17 protein-coding genes and 6 pseudogenes are annotated in these 23,412 nt (G+C 59.4%); 10 read left to right on the top strand and 13 right to left on the bottom strand.

The features are described 5' to 3' along the window. A partial coding sequence (locus AB3X94_RS39440) for a transposase (RefSeq protein WP_368614329.1) occupies window positions 1–695 on the top strand: 695 nt, incomplete at its 5' end. Between the two features lie 425 nt (window positions 696–1,120). On the opposite strand, the gene AB3X94_RS39435 is transcribed toward AB3X94_RS39440, so the two are convergent. The 3 genes and pseudogenes from AB3X94_RS39435 to AB3X94_RS39425 all read right to left on the bottom strand — a co-directional run bounded on the left by AB3X94_RS39435 (window position 1,121) and on the right by AB3X94_RS39425 (window position 6,136). Then, complete coding sequence (locus AB3X94_RS39435) at window positions 1,121–4,264, bottom strand: acetoacetate--CoA ligase (RefSeq protein ID WP_368614328.1); 3,144 nt, start codon at window positions 4,262–4,264, stop codon at window positions 1,121–1,123. Window positions 4,265–4,357: 93 nt separating this feature from the next. Beyond that, window positions 4,358–4,594, bottom strand: coding sequence for a hypothetical protein (locus AB3X94_RS39430; protein WP_368614327.1), 237 nt, complete (start codon window positions 4,592–4,594; stop codon window positions 4,358–4,360). 709 nt (window positions 4,595–5,303) lie between these two features. Further along, window positions 5,304–6,136 (bottom strand): annotated as a pseudogene (locus tag AB3X94_RS39425) (EAL domain-containing protein). A 556-nt stretch (window positions 6,137–6,692) separates the two neighbouring features. Here AB3X94_RS39425 and AB3X94_RS39420 point away from each other — a divergent pair. After that, on the top strand, window positions 6,693–7,040 hold the full coding sequence (locus AB3X94_RS39420; RefSeq protein ID WP_176112268.1) for a hypothetical protein: 348 nt from the start codon (window positions 6,693–6,695) through the stop codon (window positions 7,038–7,040). Window positions 7,041–7,085: 45 nt separating this feature from the next. On the opposite strand, the pseudogene AB3X94_RS39415 reads toward AB3X94_RS39420, so the two are convergent. Together AB3X94_RS39415 and AB3X94_RS39410 are read right to left on the bottom strand one after the other, a co-directional pair. After that, window positions 7,086–7,208, bottom strand: a pseudogene (locus AB3X94_RS39415) (SET domain-containing protein-lysine N-methyltransferase); the annotation flags it as partial. A 394-nt stretch (window positions 7,209–7,602) separates the two neighbouring features. Further along, the gene (locus AB3X94_RS39410; RefSeq protein ID WP_217710334.1) at window positions 7,603–7,752 is read right to left on the bottom strand and encodes a hypothetical protein; all 150 of its coding nucleotides are present in this window, start codon (window positions 7,750–7,752) and stop codon (window positions 7,603–7,605) included. A gap of 291 nt (window positions 7,753–8,043) precedes the next feature. On the opposite strand from AB3X94_RS39410, the pseudogene AB3X94_RS39405 reads away from it, so the two are divergent. Further along, window positions 8,044–9,037, top strand: a pseudogene (locus AB3X94_RS39405) (IS110 family transposase). 265 nt (window positions 9,038–9,302) lie between these two features. On the opposite strand, the pseudogene AB3X94_RS39400 reads toward AB3X94_RS39405, so the two are convergent. Continuing rightward, window positions 9,303–9,847 (bottom strand): annotated as a pseudogene (locus tag AB3X94_RS39400) (IS110 family transposase); the annotation flags it as partial. Between the two features lie 79 nt (window positions 9,848–9,926). Here AB3X94_RS39400 and AB3X94_RS39395 point away from each other — a divergent pair. The 3 genes from AB3X94_RS39395 (at window position 9,927) to AB3X94_RS39385 (ending at window position 13,931) form a co-directional block, all read left to right on the top strand. Next, entirely contained in the window at window positions 9,927–10,880 is a 954-nt protein-coding gene (locus tag AB3X94_RS39395) for an IS5 family transposase (protein WP_368614326.1), read from the top strand. 952 nt (window positions 10,881–11,832) lie between these two features. Further along, window positions 11,833–12,195 (top strand): DUF3892 domain-containing protein, encoded by a 363-nt coding sequence (locus tag AB3X94_RS39390; RefSeq protein WP_368614325.1) that lies wholly within the window; start codon window positions 11,833–11,835, stop codon window positions 12,193–12,195. 1,400 nt (window positions 12,196–13,595) lie between these two features. After that, complete coding sequence (locus tag AB3X94_RS39385) at window positions 13,596–13,931, top strand: DUF3892 domain-containing protein (protein WP_368614330.1); 336 nt, start codon at window positions 13,596–13,598, stop codon at window positions 13,929–13,931. Window positions 13,932–14,272: 341 nt separating this feature from the next. Here the strand turns inward: AB3X94_RS39385 and AB3X94_RS39380 are convergent, their stop codons facing one another. Further along, window positions 14,273–14,533 (bottom strand): hypothetical protein, encoded by a 261-nt coding sequence (locus AB3X94_RS39380; RefSeq protein ID WP_013094604.1) that lies wholly within the window; start codon window positions 14,531–14,533, stop codon window positions 14,273–14,275. 581 nt (window positions 14,534–15,114) lie between these two features. Here AB3X94_RS39380 and AB3X94_RS39375 point away from each other — a divergent pair. Both AB3X94_RS39375 and AB3X94_RS39370 read left to right on the top strand, forming a co-directional pair. Continuing rightward, on the top strand, window positions 15,115–15,276 hold the full coding sequence (locus AB3X94_RS39375; RefSeq protein WP_368594204.1) for a hypothetical protein: 162 nt from the start codon (window positions 15,115–15,117) through the stop codon (window positions 15,274–15,276). 241 nt (window positions 15,277–15,517) lie between these two features. Beyond that, window positions 15,518–16,147 (top strand): annotated as a pseudogene (locus tag AB3X94_RS39370) (chromate transporter); the annotation flags it as partial. Between the two features lie 507 nt (window positions 16,148–16,654). Here the strand turns inward: AB3X94_RS39370 and AB3X94_RS39365 are convergent. Both AB3X94_RS39365 and AB3X94_RS39360 read right to left on the bottom strand, forming a co-directional pair. Further along, window positions 16,655–16,858, bottom strand: a pseudogene (locus AB3X94_RS39365) (MFS transporter); the annotation flags it as partial. Between the two features lie 396 nt (window positions 16,859–17,254). Next, entirely contained in the window at window positions 17,255–18,088 is an 834-nt protein-coding gene (locus AB3X94_RS39360; protein WP_368594205.1) for a hypothetical protein, read from the bottom strand. 174 nt (window positions 18,089–18,262) lie between these two features. Between AB3X94_RS39360 and AB3X94_RS39355 the strand changes: the two genes are divergently transcribed. Then, window positions 18,263–18,547 (top strand): type II toxin-antitoxin system Phd/YefM family antitoxin, encoded by a 285-nt coding sequence (locus AB3X94_RS39355; RefSeq protein ID WP_176126203.1) that lies wholly within the window; start codon window positions 18,263–18,265, stop codon window positions 18,545–18,547. Further along, complete coding sequence (locus AB3X94_RS39350; RefSeq protein WP_368594207.1) at window positions 18,547–18,885, top strand: type II toxin-antitoxin system RelE/ParE family toxin; 339 nt, start codon at window positions 18,547–18,549, stop codon at window positions 18,883–18,885. Before AB3X94_RS39355 ends, AB3X94_RS39350 begins: the two co-directional genes overlap by 1 nt. Window positions 18,886–19,445: 560 nt before the next feature. Here AB3X94_RS39350 and AB3X94_RS39345 read toward each other — a convergent pair. The 4 genes from AB3X94_RS39345 to tnpB form a co-directional block, all read right to left on the bottom strand. Next, on the bottom strand, window positions 19,446–20,048 hold the full coding sequence (locus AB3X94_RS39345) for a Tn3 family transposase (protein ID WP_368594209.1): 603 nt from the start codon (window positions 20,046–20,048) through the stop codon (window positions 19,446–19,448). 2 nt (window positions 20,049–20,050) lie between these two features. Then, complete coding sequence (locus AB3X94_RS39340; RefSeq protein ID WP_368594210.1) at window positions 20,051–20,665, bottom strand: Tn3 family transposase; 615 nt, start codon at window positions 20,663–20,665, stop codon at window positions 20,051–20,053. An 807-nt stretch (window positions 20,666–21,472) separates the two neighbouring features. Next, window positions 21,473–23,017, bottom strand: coding sequence for an IS66 family transposase (locus tag AB3X94_RS39335; protein ID WP_368594212.1), 1,545 nt, complete (start codon window positions 23,015–23,017; stop codon window positions 21,473–21,475). Between the two features lie 77 nt (window positions 23,018–23,094). After that, window positions 23,095–23,412 (bottom strand): IS66 family insertion sequence element accessory protein TnpB (tnpB, locus tag AB3X94_RS39330; RefSeq protein WP_368594211.1); only part of this gene is annotated, 318 nt, incomplete at its 5' end.

Genomic DNA, 23,412 nt, shown 5'->3' with positions numbered 1-23,412 from the left:
TGGGAAAGGCACTGCGCACCCTGCGCTCGCGGGTGGGTCGGGTCATGCGCGACGTCGAACGGCAACTCGACACGGTGGTTGATAACAGGCGAGCTGAGCTGCAGGAACTGATTGCCCGCACGAAGCGGATCCTGACGCAGAAGACGAAGGACAGGAACAAGCTTTACGCGCTGCACGCACCGGAAGTTGAATGTCTGGCGAAGGGCAAAGTTCGTACGCCGTACGAATTCGGCGTCAAGGTGTCGATCACGACGACGCATCGGGAGGGACTGGTGGTAGGTGCCCGCTCGATGCCGGGCAATCCGTACGACGGCCACACGCTGGAGGAAGCGCTGGAGCAGGCGGCGATCCTCAGTGACGTCAAACCGGAAATCGCGATCGTCGACCGTGGTTACCGGGGCGCTGAGCCGGACGGCGTGAAGGTCTACCACCCCGGTCTGCGGCGTGGTATCACGCGAACGTTGCGCGCGATGATCCGGCGGCGCAGTGCGATCGAACCGGCCATCGGTCATATGAAGGCCGATGGCAAACTCGACAGGAACTGGCTGAAGGGAGCGCTGGGCGATGCGATCAACGCCGTGCTTTGCGGCGCTGGCCACAACCTGCGCATGATCCTCAGAAAACTGCGGCGTTTTTGCGTCCTTGTGCTTGTGTCGTGGCTAAACCTCTGCGCCGCTTTCGCGTCGACACCGTGAGCGGTGCCGCCGAAAGCGAATTATTCAGACCGGACTACTTACCCCCAACCGCCGTCCGAACTCGTGTCACCACGATGGCTACTTTCGCATGAGGGGTGGTCATCCGTCCGCCGAGCTGTCCTCAAGCGCCTGGCGATAAACAGGCTAACCTGAAATCGAAAGCGAACTCGGGATACAGACGCTGAAACTCGTCCCGTGCCCGGTTGATTTAACACCTATTGTTCCGGGATGGGCCTTGGCAATGCAGCGGCAGTGTAGAGGCCAAGGCCCATGCCTGCCGCAGTCCCCGCCAGATTGTGAGGGATCGCTCGTGTCATCGGATCAAACAGCGTAGGCAGCGCTCTTTCCGGTATCTGGTTAACGCGGATGAAAACGGTCGGTGCTGGTCGCGCTCTGCCACGCGGCGGAGGGCGACCAGCGATCGCCTAGGCGCACGCGACGCCTCCGAACGCAGGAAACCCGGATCGCGATTTGTCGCTGCTGGTCAGGCGCCGATCCAACGCCGCAGCCACGACCTGCACATTCGGCTCGGCGATCATCTCGAAGTGGTCGCAAGACACATCGACGACATCCAGCCCGCCGCGAGCGACGTGCTGCCACAGCGTCAACTGATTATTACGGTAAGACAGCGTGGACGTCGCGTGCACATAGACGATCGGTCCAGCGTGATAGGGCCTTGGCCGATACGTCGTCATCGCTACCCGTAACGTCTCGCGCACCGTCCGTAGTGCCGGCGGCATCATCGCGTTGTGGCTGTTTGGGCGGTGTGCCATGCGTCCATTGCGCATGCGCAAATAATCTACGACATTCGCGAGTCTGTCCTTCACGTAGTGCGTAAGTTGCGCCTTGGGGACGGCGCGCAGCCTGCGCCAGTGCCAGCCCAGGAAGTCACGGTTGTGCCGCAGCCAGGCCCGCCACGGGAGGCAACGCTCGTGCGCATAGGTATCGATCAGGCACAGCAATTCCATTTGCTCGCCGGCGCGGCTTAGCTGTTGCGCAATCTCGACCGCAATCAATCCGCCGAACGAGTAGCCCGCCACCGCGTAGGGTCCCGTCGGCTGCACGCTGCGCATCTGTCCGATGTAGCTGGCCGCGATGTCGTGAACGCGCCGTTGTGCCGGCTGCTCGCCGTCGAGGCCTCGTGCCTGCAGCCCGAACATCGGGCGCGGCGTCTGCATCGCCGCGATGAGCGCCGAGCATTCCATGACGGTGCCGCTCACCCCGTGTACCAGGAAGAGCGGTGTACCCGTGCCAGCTCGTATCGGTACGACCGTCGGCGAAGATTGCGGCACTCCGGGCTCGTCGATTGCCGCGGCGAGGCGCGCAATGGTCGGTGCGATGAATAGTGTCGCGAGCGGCAGCGTGCGCCCCGTCGACTCATTCACACTGGCAAGTAATCTCGCCGCCAGCAACGAATTGCCACCTAGTTGGAAGAAGTTGTCGTCGCGACCGATCGGAGCTATGTCGAACAGTCTTTCCCACTGCGACTGCAAGTGCCGTTCGAGATCCTCCCGGGACTGGCCCACCGGCGCCAGTTCGCGCGTTGCCGAGTTCAGCGCCGGGTGACGCCGAATCGCGTCCAGACACTCGGGATTGCGCAGCGCCGCCGTGTTGCGCACCGGCAGGCCGCTGATCGCGTTGCGTGCGGCCGCTTCCGACGGCTTGCCATTGTGCGTAACCGGCAACGCATCGACGGCGATGATGCGGTCGGGCACGTGCGCCGGAGATGTGCGACGTGCAAGGTCGCGGCGCACACGGGCGGCCAGCGCTGCGTTCAGCTCGAAGCCTTCGCGCAGCACGAGCATCAACACCGTACGCTGATCCGTTGGGGCTGCGTTCGAAGAGCCAGCCGTCATATTGCGCAACGACTGCTGAACGACCATCGCGTCGCGGATTTCCTCGATGTCATCCAGTACGCGATAGATCTCGACCGGCCCGACGTTGACGCCGCGCACGTTCAGGACGCCATCGGTGCGGCCATGCAGTCTCGCAGTGCCTTGCGGCGAAAACTCGATCAGATCGCCGTGAGTCCAGACGCCCGGATTGCTCGCGAAATAGGCGGCGTGAAAGACGGTGCCGTCCGTGTCGCCGAAGAAGCCGAGTGGACGTGACGGAAACGGGTTTGCGCACACCAGTTCGCCGATCCCGTCGACGGACTCGCCCTGCGAGCGGGCCTGAACGTCAAGCGCAAGACTCTTGCATTGGGCTTCGCCTGCGTAGACGGGCAGGTTGGGATTGCCTAGCACAAAGCAGCCGATGATGTCCGTGCCGCCCGAAATCGACTGCAAAGGCAGCGGCTTCACGTGATCACGCACCCAAGTGAACTGTGGGTCGAACAGCACTGCGGCCGTCGACATCATCGCGCGCAGGGCGCTTAGATTGAACTGCCGCCCTGGCATCAGCCCAGCGTCTTCGCTCATCTTCAGATAAGCGGGGCTTGTGCCGAACACCGTGGCGCGCTCGTCGGCAACAAGGCGCCATAGCGTATCGACCGTCGAGATCGGGCCATCATAGGTGACGATTTCGACGCCGGACGCAAGCGCCGACAACTGCCAGTTCCACATCATCCATGCGCAGGTGGTATGGAAGTACATCCGGTCGCCGGCCCGCAGATCGCTATGCAGCCGATGCTCCTTCAGGTGTTCCAGCAAAGTGCCGCCCGCACCGTGCACGATGCACTTGGGCTTGCCGGTGGTGCCCGACGAGAACATGACAAAAAGCGGGTGGTTAAACGGGAAGCGCCGCCATTCGAACGATGCGGCGTCGCTGTGCTCGACCAGTTCATCGAGCGAATAGATTCGTTGCTTGACCGCATCTGGTAGGGCGCCGTCGTCGAGACGGACAATACATTCCAGCGACGGCAAAGCAGCCGCCAGCTCGCCGATCTTGGTCGCGACCGGTACGCCCGTGTCGAAAGTCTGCGCCGCTGCGTGCGCGAACAGCAGGCGCGGCGAGAGCGGTGTGAAACGATCGAGGAGCGTCTCGACACCCATCTCCGGTGCAGCCGTCGACAGCGTTGCACCGAGCGCGGTGACCGCCAGCGCAGTGACGACCGCTTCAGCGTCGTTGCGCATCACACACACTACGCGATCCCCCTGGCGCAGTCCCAATTCCGTGAGTGCATGCGCGAGACGCGATACGCGATCGCGCAGCTCACCGCGAGTCAGATGTACTCGCCGGCCATCGGCGTGACAGGCTGTCAGCGCAGGTGCCTCGGCCCTTGCTACCGACAAGCTCAAGAGGTTGTCGGCGTAATTCAGTTCGAGTTCCGGGAAGAACTGTGCGTGCTCGCATTCGTCGCCGACGCACACGGGTTTGAGACTGCCGGACCAGTCAAGACCTTCAGACCATTGCACGAAGACTTGCCAGAACGTTCGATATGCCCGTACCGAGAAATCGTGCAGCGTTTCGTAGCTGTCGAAGATCTGGCCCGTGTGCGCCTGCAAGGCCGCGGTGAACGCGGTCATTTGAGAAGTGGCGGCGCACTCGGGGGTATTGGTGAAAATGGGGGCGCGTTCCGGGATTGCACCGGGGTAAGGCGACGCACAGGGCAATTGCAGGCGATCCATATTTCCTCCCATGCAAATGGATTTAAGATGCCCGTTTATAGTCAAATTAATGCTATTGAGCCGCCTTCTTTTTCTATTTGCGAAAACGTACTTTTAGAAGCGTTTATTGGGCACCTGAACCTTGATAAAAGCACTGTAACCTGGCACGCCGGAGAACGGTGCTAAAAGGTAAATTTGCCAACGCTTTTCGCGTACGTGTTGCTTCAGATCAATCTTCCCGTACGCTCTCAAACGGGCAAGCACGCGGGAAAATGCGCCGACCATCTGAACCCAATTGATCCCTTTAGCATGGAGGCCTGGATGCAGCGGCTCATAGAAGGTGACGATCACCGGGAGGCGGCGAGGCCAATCCAAAGGCGTCTCAATTGCCCAAAGATAGCGCTGTATGACCATCCTCCCGATTGGGACGCGGTGTAAGCGGGTGTCAACGGGAGATGAAGCGGTGACACAACTGGCTCAAGCACGCGACGAGTCTTGTCCAATTCAATTTTCGGCGCTTGCGCCGCTTCCAGTACGCGAGGTCGAGCGTACTCGCCAAATCTGTCAGCAAACGAATCTGTATTATCCACCGACGAGATCCTTGGATTAACCTAAACTACCGCAGGTAAAAATTCGTTATCCATCACCTTGCATTTTACCGGACGGAACGGGTCTAAACTTTGACTTAATGAAACAATGGATGCATCCAATGCGTCGTTGCAGTGAGGAAGACCGATTATGGTCGCGTTGGAATAATATTTGAACTGTTGCTAATATATTAGGTCGTTACGTTATTGACTTTGGCCTGACCCACGAAGAGTTCCTGAGGTGTTAGTGACATCAAAGTCAACTACATGTTCGCGCAGACATCGACAGGGTGGAGCTTGCCAGAGTGACGAAGAGCGCGGGCTTTCACCAAGGCCAAGGAGGAATTTAGCCAGCTACCTCAAGGACTAAATTAACTGCCGCTGTGCCCGATTCACGACTGAATGCGAGACGCCAGTGCTCTGAAGCGAGCAATGAGGGCCGCTGCGGGCATGGCTTTGCCATAGAGGTAGCCCTACAAGTAGTCGATGCCCATGTCCTTCAAAGCGTGCGCCACCGAGGCGGTCTCAACGCCTTCAGCAACCAGACGAAGGTTGAGTGTCTTGGCCGCTCCGACCAACGCTTTGACCACGACTCGCGAAGTCTGGTCGACCTCAATTGCCTGGACGAACGGTCCAGCTTGACCGTCGATATTGGGAAGGACGTCAGGTAGGTCATGTTCGCAAAGCCGGTGCCGCAGTCATCCAACGAGATGCGAACCCCCGTGGCCACAATCCGGTGCAGAATCGCCGGGTCTCCTCGACATCTAGCACCATCGCGCCTTCAGTCAATTCCAGTGAGAGCCGCCCGGGATGCACACCCGTTTCGGCGAGCGCGCGCGAGGATGTCTTCGAAATCATCGTGCTCGAGCTGGCGTGGGCTGACGTTCACGCTCATGAAGAGTTTGTCCAGCCCTGCCTTTTTGAATTGCTGCAACTGCGCGAGTGCTTCGCGTAACGTGAACGCACCCAGCTCAATGAAAAAGCCACTGCGCTCAGCCACTGGAACGAAGTCTACCGGCGAAACAAAGGTGCCGCTGGGCTGCCGCCACCGCATTAGCGCCTCGCAACCCTTAAGCTCGCCGTCGGGGCTCACCAAGGGTTGGTAGTACACCATGAACTCGCCGTTCCGGTACGCCGCCGTCAAGACTTCCTGCTCGGCCACCGCGCCCTGCGGCTCGTACTTAGCCAGCTTGTCCGTTTTCGAGAGGTCAAGCCCGACTATCCAAAGTTTGTGCGAGTCGACGGCCCGAAACACCTTCGCCTGAAACGGCACCCTGCCGCCATTTTTCGCGCGGAACACCACCATCATTTCCGCCAGTTGGCCCGTGCGGGCGCGGCGAATCGCGTCCCGGAAGCGGGGCGCGCTGCTGACCTCGACGAGCGACACGACGTCGCGCCCCCGTGCGAGGGCGCCGGGCGCCATCATTGCAAATGCTCCTGCGCTGGCGTACTCAATTGCACCTTTTTCGGAGACGAGAAAGGCCGCGTCCGCCGCACACTCCGCGAAGTGACAGTGAACGTTCAGTGCGCCGACACAGGAGCGCTCCACCGAAAGCCGGCCCGCAGCGGGGCACGACCAGACATGAGTACGGTTCACGGGTGGCTTCCGACCGTTGATTTGTCTGACTATAACCCATTTCATCACTGTACCGCACAGAGCGGGGGCAACTCGCTGTCCGCCGGCCTGAGTACAACCAACGGCAACGTGGCATCACTGTCGACGTTGAAGTTGACGTTCGCTAAAGTCAGTTCTCTGGCCACAAGGCCAGCATCAACCACCAAATGGGGTCATTGTTCCCGTCAACCCCTGTTTTGCCGCTATCCGGGTGAGGCCCACGTTTGAAGCGTAAGGTTGCAGGCGGATGCGCTATGTCGGTGTACCCGCCGATCATGTTCTCTACGGCGTCGATCGTCTCGATCTGGTGCCGTTCGCCGACTCATGGCGCGATGGTCACGTCGTCCCCGACGAACAGGGCATCGTGAATTTCTTCCTCTCGATGTTCAGCGACGCCGGCAACGAGATACCCGAGTCGCACGCACCGCTCGCGATGCTCCTTACTGCGCATGGTGGCCTGAGCTTCGCGGGTAGGCTCACGTCATGGCCCGCCCTGTGGTTCTTCGGCTTCGACTGCGGCCATGCCAGTGACTATTCGCTGGGGCTGCACGAGGTCCACTGCAACACAGGGTACTGGCGTCCGTCAGGTTGTTGATCTTGCGCATCGTGCAGCCTTGTTCTTGGAAGGGTCGTTTTCCATCCAACAACTGGTCAATTCCCCCTTGTACTCGATGACCCTGTAGCTCGCGGCGATCGGTTGCAGCGCGAACAGTCCTCTGCCATGCATGGGAGAACGTCGCGTGGGGATGCGGCGCAATCGCATGATGTCGCCTCCATCGGGTGCGTCGGTCAGTCAGGGCGATTGGTGGCGCGCGGAAGCACATCGCTTTCCCCATTTTCATTCATTGTCTTTCCTGGCAATAGTGCAACTAACGGTCAAGACCGCCATACCACCATGTTCGGGCTTCGCCGCAAGACCCAGCTGACAAAAAGATCACCAAGCCGGGTTGCAGTCGCGCCGGGATGCACGTGGTTAGCACCAGTTAGCGAGGCCTGATTGCTCAGGTCGGGCGGCCGAAGCAACGAGAAGGTCGCACGCCACTGCGCGCACGCCTAGCGGTTCATCGACCGTAAGCCGTAGATCTTCTCGACCGCCAGGAGAAACACGATTGCTATCAGCATCTGCACGTACTGATCGCAGCGATGAAAGGATCGAACTAGTTTTGCAAATACGACAGCATGACGACAGGCTGCGTCGTTGTGTTGGCGCTGCCGAGAAAGTAGGGCACGCCGAGGTTGTCGAGCGAAATCAGCACCGAGAACAGCGCGCCGGCGAAGACACCCGGCGAAATCAGCGGCAAGGTCACGTGCCAGAAGCGTCGCCAGATGCTTGCGCGCTGGCCTCCGCGCCGGAATGAACAGTTGAGCGGCGGTTCTGTCCACGCTCAATGCGGCTCTGGCAGCAATGCTAACCCGCGCTTACAACCGCGCGGCGGCCAGCCTTGCCAAACGGAAATGGAATGGACGCCTCCCGCACGCGAGCGGTGACCCCGCTCGTACACGAGGAGCTTCAACGTGTTCGAAACCGAGGATTATTAAGGTCTTCAGAACGAACCGGAGGTGAACAGCCATGAACCCCATTCCCCGTAGGTGTCGACATTGCCAAAAGCGTCATTCAGGTCCACTGGGTAGACCCGAAGAGTGGTGAAGTCATCAACAAAGCAATCAGGCGGGACCGGTTTCTCGAATACTTCGCAAACCGCCCCACTTGCCTGATCGGAATGGAAGCATGTGGCGGTGCGCACCATTGGGCGCGGCAACTGATGAAGTTGGGGCATCAGGTGAAGTTGATGCCCCCGAAGTTCGTCAAGGCCTTCAACATCGGCAACAAGAGTGATCCGGCCGATGCGCGCGCCATCTGGATGGCCACGCAGATTCCCAGCAAGGCAGTGGCCATCAAATCGGAGGCACAACAGGCAGTCCTCGCACTCCACCGCATGCGGCAGCAGTTGGTCAAGTTCCGCACGATGCAGATTAACAGCCTGCGTGGTCTGCTTGCCGAGTACGGTGAAGTCATGGGCCGCAGTCGGGAAGTGCTTGACAAGGCGATACCCGGCGTTCTGGCGAAACTATCGGAGCGTCTGCCTGCCATGCTGATCGATACATTGCGTGCGCAGTGGAACAGCCTGACGGTGCTCGACAGGCAGATTGCTGAGATCGAGCAACGCCTGCGCATCTGGATGAGAAAGGATCAGGCCTGCAAGACGATCGCCGCCGTGCCTGGCGTTGGCTTGCTGACCGCTACCGCGGCGGTCGCCACGATGGGCGATGCGACAGCCTTTCGCTCCAGCCAAGAATTTGCAGCCTGGATCGGCTTGGTACCGAAACAGACCGGTTCCGGCGGAAAGGTGCAGTTGCTGGGGATCAGCCGGCGAGGTGATACCGATTTACGCACGCTACTCATCCACGGCGCGCGCAGTGTTCTGCGACATCCAGAAAAGGCTGGCGCATGGATAGAGCAGCTCGCCAAACGCCGCCCGTTCAACGTGGTAATCGTGGCTCTCGCCAACAAACTGGCCAGGACCATCTGGGCGCTTCTCGCCCACAACAGGCAAATATCAGAGGGAACACGTCAGTTCCAAACCCGCGTAAGGGAGCACAAATCAGAGGAAACGATTCACAAGGACGGTAGGTCAAAAGGTTGCGCTGGCAATCGCGTGTGATGACGAGATAGGTTGGACCGGGACCCACCAAACCTGAGTATGACGGAGAGCCTCGAGCTCGACACGGAAATGAGGTGTGGGTCAGCGGATTTCATCGGGGCCTGCAGCATCGAAGCTGCATCAAGGGCCGGATATAAAGGCGCAGCCGTCTCATCTGTCACAGCGTGCGAAAGCCTTCGCAAAATGGGAGGCGTCACCTTGCCGCCCGAGCCCGACTGCTTCGGTACCAAACCGATATACGCGGCAAACTCTCGGCCTGATCGGAATACCCTGGCGTCTCCCATCGTGGCGACTGCTGCCGTGGCGGTTAGTAGCCCAACGCCCGGTATTTCCGCAATGGCCTGGCATCCCTTGTCTCGCCTCATCCACACCTTGAGTCGTTGCTCGATCTTGTCGATCTGTTGATCCAGCTTTGTTAGATCGCTGTACCGTTCGCGCAACGTCTCAATCAGCATCGCGGGCAATCGATCGGCCAGTTTCTCCAGCACGTCAGGCATCCCTTTGTCCAAAGCCGCACGACTCGCGCCCATAACCTCGCCGTACTCGGTCAGCAAGCCACGCAGCGCGTTGATCTGCATGGTGCGGATCTTGACCAACTGCTGCCGCACTCGGTGCATGGCCAGCACTGCCTACTGGTCTTCCGTCTGACCGCGACTGCCTTGCAAGGTTGCTGCACCGCCAGCCAGATTGCTTTGGCATCCGCTGCATCGTTCTTGTTGCCGATGTTGAATGCCTTGACTAGGGAAGGTCTGCAAAAGTCCTGGCGTTGACGTCTCGGTGGACTATCCTGGGAGAAGGCAGGTTTAAGGGGTACCTCGATGACACAGCTTGGTCTTGGTCTGGATCTTTCAACGAAACGCACGCGCAAGCGGGAATTTCTCGATGAGATGAGGCGCGTTGTGCCATGGTCGAGGTTGATTGCGTTGATCGAACCGCACTATCCAAGGGGTAAGACTGGAAGGCCGCCGTTTCCTATTGCGACGATGCTGCAGATCCACTTCATGCAGCAGTGGTTTGGTCTGTCAGACCCGGCGATGGAAGAGGCGCTTTATGACGTGCCGCTGTATCGTGAATTTGCTGGGCTGGACGAGGGTATGACGCGTTTGCCGGACGAGAGCACGATTCTCCGGTTCCGTCACCTTCTCGAAACGCACGGCCTGGCTGCGCAGATGCTCACGCTGGTCAATGAGATCCTGAGCGAGAAAGGCTTGATACTGAAGGTGGGGTCGGCGGTCGACGCTACCTTGATTTCCGCACCCACTTCGACGAAGAACGGCTCTGGTACACGGGCCCCGGAAATGCACCAGACGAAGAAGGGAAATCAATGGTACTTCGGGATGAAAGCGCATGTCGGCGTGGACGCAGAGTCGGGCCTGGTCCACACGGTCATCGGCACAGCCGCCAACGTTCATGACATCAATGCGGCCGAAGCGCTGTTGCACGGCCAGGAAATGGATGTGTACGCTGACGCCGGATATCAGGGTATCGAAAATCGCTGCCAGGTAAGCGCGGTTCGCTGGCATGTCGCGATGCGACCAGGCAGGCGCAGACAACTGGACCTAACCGATCGGCTGGACGCGATATTCGATCAGATTGAACGCCTGAAGGCCGGCATCCGCGCCAAGGTTGAACATCCGTTCCGCGTCCTCAAACAGCAGTTTGGCTATACGAAGACCCGGTACCGAGGGTTGATGAAGGACACCGCCCAGATCACGACACTATTTGCTCTGGGCAACCTGTGGATGGCACGCAAGGCTTTGTGGAACGCTTGAAACGCTCGCAGATTCAGGCCGCGAATCTCGGCAAACAGTGGTCGTCACGCTTCAAAAAGCCAGGCGACCAACCTGCCAGCAGACTCTCATGGCTGATACGACGCAAGTGGCAAACGGCCAACTCTCTGAAAACGAGTTGTGCAGACCTTACCTAGATATCGATGTCGCGACTTCTTCTATTGTTGTGGATCGCATGAGTCTAGGCCGTGTATGCGTCACTTCTTTTTGCTTATTACGGCCTTCCTTTTGAAATCTTAACCGCAGCGCGCGTCCGGCTCGATCCCCTCAGCGCCCATCCATTGGAGAATCTGCATGAAAAGCTTGGCGGGTCAGGCCAGGGGTCATAGGATGCCGTTCTTGTCACTTCCTTTTCGATGGTGCTGGGCTAGGCTTTTTTTGGCCTGACTCAGAACCGAACCGGCAACGGATTTCTGTGCCGGCGCGCTCTACTTGTTCGACAGCTGCTTGCTTGCCAGTGACGCGTCTTTCTTACCCGGAGCCATAACCAACTCCCGTAGATGGTTGTCTGTGCACTGCTCAGGTAATGTAGGATGATTTAAACGGCTTCCGCGACTAGCGTTCATCCGCCACCTCCACGCCGCGCTCAGCGAAGCTTTTTCGGCGCACACGAATATGCGCGAAATCTGGAAGGGTGCAACGGACAGAACGGTCGGCGAGGTCCCGGGCGGGCAAGTCATCGACAGCTGATCGCGACCGAGTTTCGATGCCGCACGGTGCAACAGTTCCCGGTGTACCAGCCTCGTCAGCATCGTGCTGACTATTCCGTATTTAAAATCTGATTTTGCAGAAAGCATTGAAAATCATTTTTCTTTTCGTTCATGCGGCTATGTTTGATGCACGCTAACGCATATCAAGTAAACCTCGGTTGCACCTGCAGTTCCATATCATTGATCATACAATATCAAACTCCATCATAAAGATTGGAGGTTTTATGGCAATGCGTATTGAGGTTTTCTGCATCAGCAAGACAAATAAGGAGAGTAGGCACGAGGCCATTTCGCATATCGGCGGAAAGAATGCCGACGGGAGTCGGTGGAAGATCAGCGAAAAAGACGCGATTAAGGGGATTGAGACGGGTAAGTGGAATTTCTATGTTGGCGGAGATGGCCAGACTGCTGATGTGCTCGTCTGGCAAACCCCGCAAGGCCACAAATTCCTCAGGACCGGGCGCGACTTGACCACTGCGGACGATCTTCTCAGCCTGCCCGAGTGCCCAATAAATGCCTCTCCTTGTTTCCAATTACGGGAGTTTCCCGTATCGGTCAGCGCCGCGCCGTCTAGTCTGCGGCGCTAAATACCGCGGACGTGAAGGAGTCAGGCCGATAAAGCCGCGATCGCGGTGCACAGGCCAGAAATGGCGTCTGCACCGGCGGCTTCGGTTCGCGGCGGATCGGCTATCAGCGTGCACGTGACGCTGTCTCGCAACACCGCAAAGGAGGCGTGAAACGCCGCATCCCCACCTCGACGGTTTCCGCCAGTCACCCTCCGCGACCCTTTCTTTTCCCTCTCCGGTTACCCTGTTTTTTTCGGTTACCCTCCTTATCTGGCGAGGGTTTGCCGGTGACCGAAGGCTTTTCTGGCGGGTTACGTAACTGATCATCAGTTACCTCGAAACCCGATGCAGGGGGTATGCCTAAATTGGGCACACCCCCAAGGTTTCCGCCACGGGCCAATCAGCGCAATTTTGCGCGCATCCGCTCGACGAAGGCTGCGCCGCCGTACCACTCCTGCGACTCGGGATCGAGCTCATCGAATAGCGCCAGCGCGAATTCCTCGCGGGTCGGCGGGCTCCAATACCTAGGAAAATGGGCGCGGTCAGTGGCTTAAATCGACTTCCGCGCAGGTTGGGCGGCAACGGGTTGATATTAACTTCGCGCATTTTTCACTCCTTTGGATAGCGTCGGCGCGCTTTTCCCAATCTGACTCCGCTGCATGCTTTTCCTGTAGTCGAGGAAACCGCAAACTACCATGGAATTGCGGCGAGACGATGCGACGCCTTGACGCCGACGAAAACGTGTGAATTGAACTCACCCCTGGGGGCTCTAACTCGAGCGGCTCCTCGATGGCCGGCGCCAACCGTGTCGGAGGCGTTGCTCTTGCCGACGCATAACCGACGGATCGTCGGTTTTGGACGGCGCGGCCAGGCCGTTTCGGGCTGCGTTTTTCTCTGCACGCACCCCCGCGGCACTGACAAAACTGACAGAAGCCCGTTCGATGCGGGTCCGCTTTAGCCATCTGGAAACTGCGCAAATCCCTCCAGATAGGTTTCCTTCACGTTCGTAGAAAACATAGTCGCTCGTTACTCCCATGCAGTGCGACCAGGTGGTCATACCGCATCAAAGGGTGCATCACTTTGACAATCCCTTTTTGCAATGCGGCATCAACCGAATAGGCCGGGGCGTCGCGAGCATCCGATCCGATAGTGCGCGCGGTCGACGACGGCGCTGTTCGAAATAATCTTTCATCAGCCCTGCAATTGGGGCGCGTTTCACGACCCCCGGTGAAAATGACCCGAATCGTCGACACCACCGATTCGGTGGCTCCGGAGAAATCGGTTGGCGAGCCTCGCGGGTCGGCTTTCAAGTCTTATTTCTCGGAAGGATTGAAATAACTTGTGTTTTAGTAAATCTAGATCCGTTTGATCTGCGCCAATACATATCGCATAAATCACGGGTAAACGTGAAATTCCTTAATATGATGGATTGTGCAATATCAAGCTCCATCATAAAGAGCGAGGGTTTTATGGCGCAGCGTATTCAGGTTCTCTGCATCAGGAAGACAAAAAAGCAGAGTAGGCACGAGGCCATTTCGCATATCGGCGGAAAGAACCCCGACGGGAGCCGGTGGAAGATCAGCGAGAAAGACGCTATTAACGGGATTGAGACGGGTAGGTGGAGCTTCTATGTTGTCCGAGGTGGCCAGACTGCTGATGTGCTCGTCTGGCAAACCCCGCAAGGCCAAAAATTCCTCAGGACGGGGCACGACGTGACCACTGCGGACAACCTTCTCAGCCTGCCCCAGTGCCGGTAAATGCTTTTCTTTGAGCATGGCGAATTCGACGGGCCGGCCACCGCCTTGAGGCGTCTTGGCCAACTCGCGTTTCAAACGCGAGTGGATTAAGCGGGGAAATCTCATTTATTGTCGAGACCCCCACTTTGGGGCCCTCGTTTCGTTCAACATGGCGATTTCCGTCGACGAAGACGGAGCGGGACGGAAATCGTTGCCGTAGGGGTGTCCGCCGTGGTTTCACGCCTCGCAGCGATCGATTTTGTCCGGCTTGCCGAAAGGGCGAGCCAGTCGTTTGGCTTGGTCAGATTTAAAATCCGGGCAAGGCGCGCTGCAGACCTGGCTGGAGAGTTGCGAATTGAAAATTACTCGCCTTCCAGCGGATCGCGTTCACCGAGTGCCTCGTCAATTAGCCGTCTGACTCGTCGCATGGCTTCGCCGACGGCCGCAGTTGCGGGGTGCACCGAGTGGTAATGCTCCGGTTTTGCGAGCGGCGCGCCGGTGCGCACGTCGTCCCGGTGGGAAAAGATGCGCTCGACAAGCAGGGTGACATTGGAGCCGCCGCGTACGTCATCGCGCGCTGTCACCGTGATGCTGAAGCCTCGGTGCGTCTGTCTATCGAACATGTCATGTCTCGGCGGTACAAGCGATAGGTCAAGTCTAGCTCAGTGGGTATCTGGTTCTTCGCGCGACCCGGGCTCCCAAAGTGTGTGCCTAGGTCTCGGCCGCACTGAGTCGTGCAGCATCCGTCAGCCCCTGACAAGCCGAACTGCCGGCAGACCGTCTCGGATATTTTGCGCAAGCGGGATGACGACTAGAGCCTCACAAAGCATTTCTCACACTCAAACGCTGCTGCCGGGTTCGGGTGCCCGCAGCAATAGCACGTCTGTTTGCGCTCCGGTTGGAGCTCTGATGGAGCCTTGGTCGGTGCCTCGCCTGGTGTCTGTTGCTGCTGCAATGAGAGCCCTTCAATGCTAGCCTGCTCGGCTGCCGCGCGAAAGCGCCGTCGTACATTTCGCGACTGCGATCCCAGATCGCGCGCGCTTCGGCTGTCAGTGGCGCGTGTAGCCCAAGGTCGGTCGTTACATCGCCGGCGCGACGGCGCCGCTGTGCTGGGTGCGTGGTTCCATGGTTCTCCTGGGGTGGTTGGAGTTCAATGCGATTCCGTGAACTGCGGAGCCGGTTCGCCGAGAACTGAGATCTGTTTGTGGACGCAGTTCGCGAGCACTTCGGTGACTTTGTCAGCCGCGTCAATGCCCAGGTCCGCGGCAACCATCGGCCCGATCTTCGAGGGCCAGTTAAGCTACGCGTCACGCGCCGCGCGCGCTTCTTCGAACAGGACGTTTTTAGCGAGATCGAGATCGATTAGAGATCCGATTTTCGTTTCCTACTCGAGTTGGTTCAGCAGCGCCAGGTAGACCTCCTTGATACGCCGGGCCTCGTCAAAACTGGTCGCGTCGACATCAATTTCTCCGACCAGACGGTCCGCCGCCTGTTCCGACGGACTCTCCTGGCAGCATCTCAATTTCGACGGTAAGGGACGCCGCTTCGGTGGGCGCCGGCGACCCAACACGCCGGGAAGCCTTGCGGCGACACATGAACACACGCAGGAGTTTCGTGTGTCGCGGGTGGCAGGCGCGATCGCGATTGGCCTGTTCTGTGTGCTCCTTTTCGGACTTCCTGCGTTGATGGCGTTCGATTTCACGCACGCGATCCGGGTGTTCGAAGGGTTTTACCGTTCCGGCGCGCTAGTCTTCGGTGGTGGTCACGTCGTCCTTCCGCTTCTTCAGCAGGAAACCGTGGCGACGGGTTGGGTGTCTTCAAACGACTTTCTCGCCGGATTTGGTGCCGCACAGGCGGTTCCCGGTCCGCTCTTTACCTTCGCGGCCTTCCTAGGCTGCATAATGACCGGGAGACAGAGTCACGCTTGGGGAGCGCTGCTCACGACCGCCGGCATCTTTCTGCCCGGTCTCTTGCTTGTGCTTGCGGCACTGCCGTACTGGCAAGCGCTACGAGCGCGCCCGTCGATGGCGGCCATGCTGTCCGGAGTCAATGCAACCGTCGTCGGACTGCTGGCCACCGCCCTGTACTCGCCGGTGTGGACCAGCGCCGTGCACACCGAGTCTGACTTCTCAATCGCTGTCATCGGTTTTTTCCTGTTGACGCGCTGGAAAGTGCCGCCACTGGTCGTGGTGGTTCTCTGTGCACTAGCCGGGATCGCAGAAGCCGTTCTCCATTGAGGCTGTGCGGCCGGCGAAAGGGATAGACCCCTCGCCGGCGGATCAGCCGCGGCATTTGTAGACCCACGCGCCAGAAACTGCCTTGCACCTTCACTGACGAGTCTGTCGCCCGAAAGCTCGAGGAGCAGTTCATCTCGTTCGCCACAAAGCTCCGTTGTTTGATCAGAGCCGCGCTCGAATGACCTGACAAAGGCAATTCTGAAGGGCGGCAATTGGCCGGTTGTACCGGTCAACTGTGACGACCAGAGACCTGCCGCTGCCGCAGGGAACGGCGGCTTTCGATGAAGGTAGCCGAACCGGTACTGCCGACCAACTGCGGTCGTTCCTCCGACGCGCAGATCGCCATTCAAGCGTCGGCTTCGCACTCGGCACCAGACCGTCGCGGTTGGGACCATCTCGACAACATGTCGGCGGTTACGCGGATTTTTTCTCGTGTTGCTGACCCCACCGTCGGCGCTATGACCGACGCACGCCATGCCACCATCCAGCACGTGTCTCGCAAGATGGTTACTGCCGCGCCGCTATCCGCACGCGCTCGCCCGCTCTGGTTCGCGCCGACGCGATCGACATGCCTAGGCCGAGCAACGTCAGGCAGACGACGGGCACGAGCATCGGAGCGCTTGCGTTACCCGCGACCTTTCCTATGTAAGGCATCAGGTTCTGCGCAAAGAAGCCTCCGAGATTGCCAATCGAATTGATCGCCGCGATCGAAGTGACTTCGGAGCTTGCGTTCGGAGCACCGCCAGTAGCCGCTGTAGCATTATCGTCCGGCGTGTCATCGGGGAGGAACGCGACCAGACCGGACGAACCGGCACTGTCAACGAAGTTACTGTCAAAGTAGATTGTTCCACGGCCATGCCCCGAGGGGACTAGCAATCGCTCGCGGGACAGCTTGCTGAGGGTCTTGGCGATGTCAGCCGGGTGCTCGTCGGTAATTTCGCGAACCCCTTTGTGGTCGACAAAGCCTTCTACCGATGCCGTGACGGCGATGAGCTTTTCAAGGGCATTCAACTGCGCAAACTGCGATCCGTGAACCGCTTCAATCTCGGCAACCACGTCGGCGGGCAAGAGGCTGGCCATACGCAACTCGAATAGGTCTGTTCGGGGTCACGTTTTTCTGAACGACGGGGGAGCGCCACGATTGTTCCTTCCAGACACCGAAGATGCGCGGAAAACCCGATCCGGCCTGATCGCCTGCCCTACGAGCTGGAACATTTTCTGGATGAGTCGATTGCGACAGTCGCTGTCGCCACCGCGGATTGCCTGTTCGATCGGTACACGCATGAGGCCCGGATTTCGAAATCCATACATGTCCGGACGCTTCGCGACGAGAATGGACACCCGGCCTGAGAAGTCGGAATGGACGAGTGCGTTCACCAACGCCTCTTGGACCGCTTCATGGACAGGCGTGACTCCCTTCCTCACCATTCCGTCTAGGACGAAGGGAATCTTCAGGTCGGCCGTTAGTTTCGCGAGAACCTTCCGATAGAAATCAAAGAGATTGCCCGACCAGGACCCGTCTGTAGTGATCCGGTCGACCCAACGTGCTTCGGTCCGCGCTTCGGGCCGCACCTGATAGTCAACGATGTAGTTCGGAACGGCATCGAGGATTGAGTTGAGCTTGCCTAACATGAGCAGGCCGGCGATGGTCAACCCTTCCGCACCAGTTTCTCGGTCCTTTTTCCATGCCTGCACCGAGCGCAAGAACTCCGGGAGCGCTTGGGCGATAAAAGGATGCGTCGGCGCCCGACTTGCGAAGATCTGGCGATACGCGGCTACCGATTCCAGATCGAGATCATCGATATCGTACCTGGGAAGGATAGTGGCGTCTCTCGGAGTTTCGCTCTGTTCACCACGCAGTTGTCGAAAGCGATCCTCCGGGAGGAGAAAGTCACCTTCGTTCCTCCTCTCATAGGTTCTGCGCAGCGGATTTTCACCCACCGTAGATCGGGCTGACGGCACGCTGCTCTGGGAATTCGGACGCGCAGATGTAGTTAATAATTCATTATGCTATGTCGAATTAGGTTCCCCAAAACGGTGGGCAAGGGACAAGCTTGCAGTTGGACCATTAATGGTTTAAATTCGGTCTTGTCTGTATCTCTCCCGGAGCCTTGGATGCATCTCGCCGATCATGTCAAGCCGATCAGCTACCTCAAAAGCGAAGCGGCGCAAATCGTCAAGGACCTGACTGAGTCGGGAGAGCCGCTCATCATCACGCAGAACGGCGAAGCGAAGCTCGTCGTGCAGGATGTGCGAACCTATGAATCGACGCAGCAGTCCCTCGCGCTTCTAAAAATCTTGGCTGTCGGCCAGAAACAGATCGAACGCGGGGATCACGTGGATGGCGATGAGTTCTTTGCGGAACTCAACGAACTCGATCGCCAGGAAAAGCTCCGCTGATGGCGGCACCGCTGCTAAAATACCGCATTCTCCCGACCACGCGGATCGGCATCGACGAACTCAGAAGCTATGTCGTCCGCACATTCGGGTGGGAAACATGGCGTCAGACATCGGCGCAACTGCAGGAAACGATCACGCAGATTCGGCAGTTTCCCGCTGCCGGCCATACGCCTACCGAACTCGAGGTCTTTTTCGAGGACGGTTTCCGGCAGGCCCTTTCTGGCAAGAATCGGTTCATTTATCAGGTCCGCGACGATACCGTTTTCATTCATCTCGTGGTGGACGTGCGACGCGATCTGCCCTCCCTTCTTCAAAGAATCGTGCTTCGCCTGATGTAATGGGCACCGACCGGTGTCTCGCGGTCATGCTGCAGCGCTGCGTTGATACTCTGGCGCACACGGCTACAACTTGCGACCTCTGAGTGAATCTGCTTGTGCGGCTCTGCAGAGCGTTCCCGCAAGAAAATGCCTTGGTATTCAATGCTATTCGCTCGTTTCCCGACTGCATGCTGCTGATCGACGGCACGGCTGTGTGTCCCGAAACTAAGGCGTTGCACCGCGAGCGTCTGCGGTCGACCGAAAAGCACATAGCGAATCCGGTACGCCACCGGGCGCGTCGTCTCGAAACGCTCAACGAAGGTTGTGCGTCTTCCCTGGATTAGTGGGCGGTTTTCAACTTCCGCTGCGTGCACGACCGTGTGCATTCGTTCACCCGACCGCTTCCCTACGAAGCGATCCGCGGTGGCAAGCGCCGAAATCGGGGTGTTCGTCCTTTTCGTGCTTGTATCTGGCGCATTTCTCCGCCCGCGCGCCAGGCCGGCGAGCGCATGATTGAGGGCGGCCAGCAGAACCGCGCCACGCGCTGTAGTCCTGCGCGTCTGTGTGCATGCAGAACCGGGTCACGATCCAGCTATGCGCCGCCTTAGCGGCGCATCGAGAAGCATCTCGCGATAGAGATCGATCGGAAAGCTCAGCGTTCCACGAAAATTCACATGCGTAAAATGCGCTGGGCCCGCAATGACCAGGTTTGTCAGCAGCGTCAAGGAGCCAGAAATCGCGATCATTTCGTCGCGGCGTCGCCCGCGCTCCGGCGCGATCTTGCCGGTGTGGATTGCACGCTGCAACTGATGGACCGATTCACCGCGGTTGAGCAGCGTATGCATTTCACGCCGGAATTCAATGTTGCTGAAGCAGTCGCACAGGAAAGGCGCGCGCAGTAACCTACCGAGGTGGTCGGCTGGCCGGTACACCGGGTCGCCCTGCGCCACGGTTCCGAATCGCTGCACGGCGACCATTGCGCTCACGCGCCCCGCATGAATTGATGCAACGAGGCGCAGCAGTTCCTTCCAGCCGTCACGAATCGCCTTGATGGAGATCTCATGGGCGACGACCGCTGCCAGCCCCTCGGGCGCTGCCATGGCTCTCGGCAGATACAGTTTGCGTTCCGAGAGGTTGCGCAAACGCGGGCAGAGATCAAAACCGAGCAGCTTCGACACCGCCATCCCTACGTTCGTGTTTTATGTGTGTCTACTGAAAGACGCAGCAGTCCACCGTCGTCACGGTTCTCGTTGTGACGGATCACGCCCTCGAACGCCACGCCAGCCTGGCGTTCGTTCAGCACGATGGGCTGGTTATAGACAATGCCGTGCTGATCCAGCACGTGCGTGTACATGCCTATCGCGTGGGTGCTACGTCGCGGATCGACCCGCGCATAAAACAGGAGCGGTGACGTGTCCACACTCATGGAGTTGCTCGATGCCCGCCTTCCGTTACCCCAAAGTTCAGTAATCGGATGCGTGCGCTGGAATTCAACCACGCGGTCGTTTGCACGCGGCAGCCGACTGGGCATTTCAAGGAAGCGCATTGCCGTTGAAATGTGCGCCGCGTCCAGTTGCGGGATCATGGCGGCGACGCTCCTCACGTCCAGTTCCGTGCCATGGGCGATCAACGCGGCGGACAGCGAGACGAGTTCGTTCGTATCGCGCGCCTTGCGTGACCGGAGCACTCCACTGAAGCGAGTGTGAGCGTCCATCTCCATAATCATGTCGGCGAACGGCGCGTTGCCGATCTCGCTGAATATCAGATCGCGTGCGTGTTTCGGTATGCCATCGGTCGACAACGCTTCGATCGCCGACAGGTGAATTGCGCCGTCCGTGCCAATGACACGCGGCCTGCCTCGCGTGCCTCCTCGAGCGCGGCCAGGCCTGCCTTGAGGCGTTCCCTCAACCGTTCGAGAAACGGCTCCGCGGTTCCCGGCAATCCGAGTGATGCCAGGTAGAGGTCACGTTCGCTTTCCCATTGCGTGGGTGGAATCAGCAACTGGTCGCGTTCTTGGAACGACAGGCTGTGGTTGATCCAGACCCACCCACGGCGAAGCCCCTTGCGCAGCCGGTGATTGCTGAGGCTTCAAGCGCCCGCAACGCGCGCGCTCGATCTTCGCCCTCGACGAGATCGCGCCAGGCGGAGCTGACTGGCACATCACAGTCGGGCGGCAATTCGGTCGCGCCACTGTCGTGCAGTGTGCCGACAAGATCGAGCTGTCGCAGACTGGGTTCCACGTCGCGCCCCACGAAGCCGAGCTCACGTAACGGCCCCCGCAGATTGCGGATGCGGTGGTGATCGTCGGTGAGCGTTTCACGTACGCTGGCGGCGTGACTTGCCGGTGGCCTGTCTACGAGGTGCTCAAGTAGCTTGTCCCTATCGTCGAGACGCTTTTGCGCCGTACGCTCGCTATCGTGAACCAGCGCCTTTATCGCGATCAGTTGCTGCCGGTATTCGATAGCAGAGCGTGCCTGTCGGACCGTCGTGCGGTCGTAAGCCTGGCGGACGAGGTCGGATACGCGGCGCCCTGTTTGGTAGAGTAGCGCGTCCGTCAGCTCGAGCGTAAGCGTGGCCCCAGCGACGTCTTGACTGGAGACTGAGATCTTTAGGCCGCGGTGCGGAGCTGATCGGCGACGACCCAGGGTGCGAGTTCATCGATGCGGTTGATCGCATGCTCGGCGATGCGCGCGAGCACGAAGCGCAGATACGCCTCTGGATCGATGCCGTTGAGTTTTGCGGTGCCAATGAGGCTGTAGATGGCGGCGGCACGTTCGCCGCCGGAGTCTGCTCCAGCGAACAGATAGTTGCGTCGACCGATGGCCACCCCGCGTAGCGCGCGCTCGACTGGCAGGTTATCGATTTCGAGCTGGCCGTCATCGCAATAGCGTGTGAGCGCTTCCCACCGGTTCAGCGCATAGAGGATCGCGCGGCTCGTATCCGATTTGCACGAGAGGGTCTCCAGCGTCGTTGTGAGCCACGCACGGAATTGATCGAGTAGCGGCCGCGCATGCTCCTGGCGATGCGCACGGCGCTGGTCGGGCGGCTTGCCCCTGATTGTTTCCTCAATCCTGTATAGCGCGCCGATACGCTCAAGCGCCTCGGTGTTCAACGCATTGGGGCGCACTGCGTGCAGTTCATAGAACTGACGTCGGGCGTGCGCCCAACAGGCCGCCTCCGTGACGCGCCCGGTTTCGTAGATGGACTGGTAGCCACCGTATGCATCGGCTTGCAGCGTGCCGTTGAATGATTCGAGATGCTGTCGCGGATGGATGCCCTTGCGATCCGGCGTATAGACGAACCACACCGCCGGTGGCGTCGTGTCGGCCGATGCACAGTCATCGCGCACGTACACCCAAAGGCGACCGGTTTTCGTCTTGCCGTTGCCCGGTGCAAGCACCGGAACCGGCGTGTCGTCGGCGTGCAGTTTGGTCGCCGACATCACGTGTCGACGCAACGTTTCAACGAGCGGCTGCAGCAGCGTCGCCGCGTGACCGACCCACTTCGCAAGCATCGAGCGATCAAGCTCGACGCCTTCCCGCGCATACATGACCGACTGTCGGTAAAGCGGTATCTGGTCTGCGAACTTCGAGACCAGCACGTGGGCGAGCCGCCCTGGGCCGGCGAGACCGCGTTCGATGGGACGGCTCGGTGCAGGTGCCTGAGAGATGTGATTGCAACACACGCACGCAAACTTCGGGCGCACATGACGGATGACCCGGAAGCTGGCCGGTACGTACTCAAGCTGTTCGGCGACGTCTTCGCCTAGCGAATTCATCTGGCCACCGCACTCCGAGCACTTCCCGGCAGATTCGGGCAAATACGTTCGGAGCTCGCGCGGCAGATGTTCTGGCAGTGGCTTGCGCGGTGCCTGTTCCACAGCCGTGCGCGGCGCCTTCGGGATTTCAACTGGCGCCGCCCCTTCGTCGGCCTCAAGCTCTTCGAGGCGCAGCTCGAGTTGCTCGATCTGATGGTCCAGCTTCTCCGACTTGCGACCGAACTGCATACGGCGCAGCTTGGCGATGAGCAGCTTCAGGCGTTCGACCTCGGCTGTGCGCGAGGCCAGCGCGGCTTGTTGCGAGTCGACCGTTTCCTGCAGTTTGAACACCTGCGCGTCGCGCTCGCGCAGCGCTGCCTCGTGGCTGAGCAGCATCGCCTTCAGCGTTTCGACATCGTCGGGAACTGGGCTCGCGCGCGTCATGCGACCAGTTTACGCGCGGGCCGCGACGTTTACAACGCCGAGGTCGGTCGTGCCGTTCGCGTCGGTTGCCGCCAGTCGATGCCTTCCAGCAGCATCGATAGTTGCGCCGGGCTCAGGCAGATAACGCCACCGTCGGCTTGAGGCCATACGAAGCGCCCCTTCTCGAGTCGCTTCATCAGCAGGCACATGCCATCGCCGCTCCACCACAGCACTTTGAGCTGATCGCCAAGCCACACGACATTCAACATACCGATCGCAAATTGTGGTGATCGCATACCGCTGGCACCCCGCCTACGGCCAGGAATACAGGCTGGTCCGCCGCACTGGGCGCCGCGGGAATGAGATGG

It is taken from the genome of Paraburkholderia sp. BR10923, assembly GCF_040948765.1.
In the GTDB taxonomy this organism is placed as follows: domain Bacteria; phylum Pseudomonadota; class Gammaproteobacteria; order Burkholderiales; family Burkholderiaceae; genus Paraburkholderia; species Paraburkholderia youngii.
This window is presented reverse-complemented; position numbering and strand designations above follow the sequence as displayed.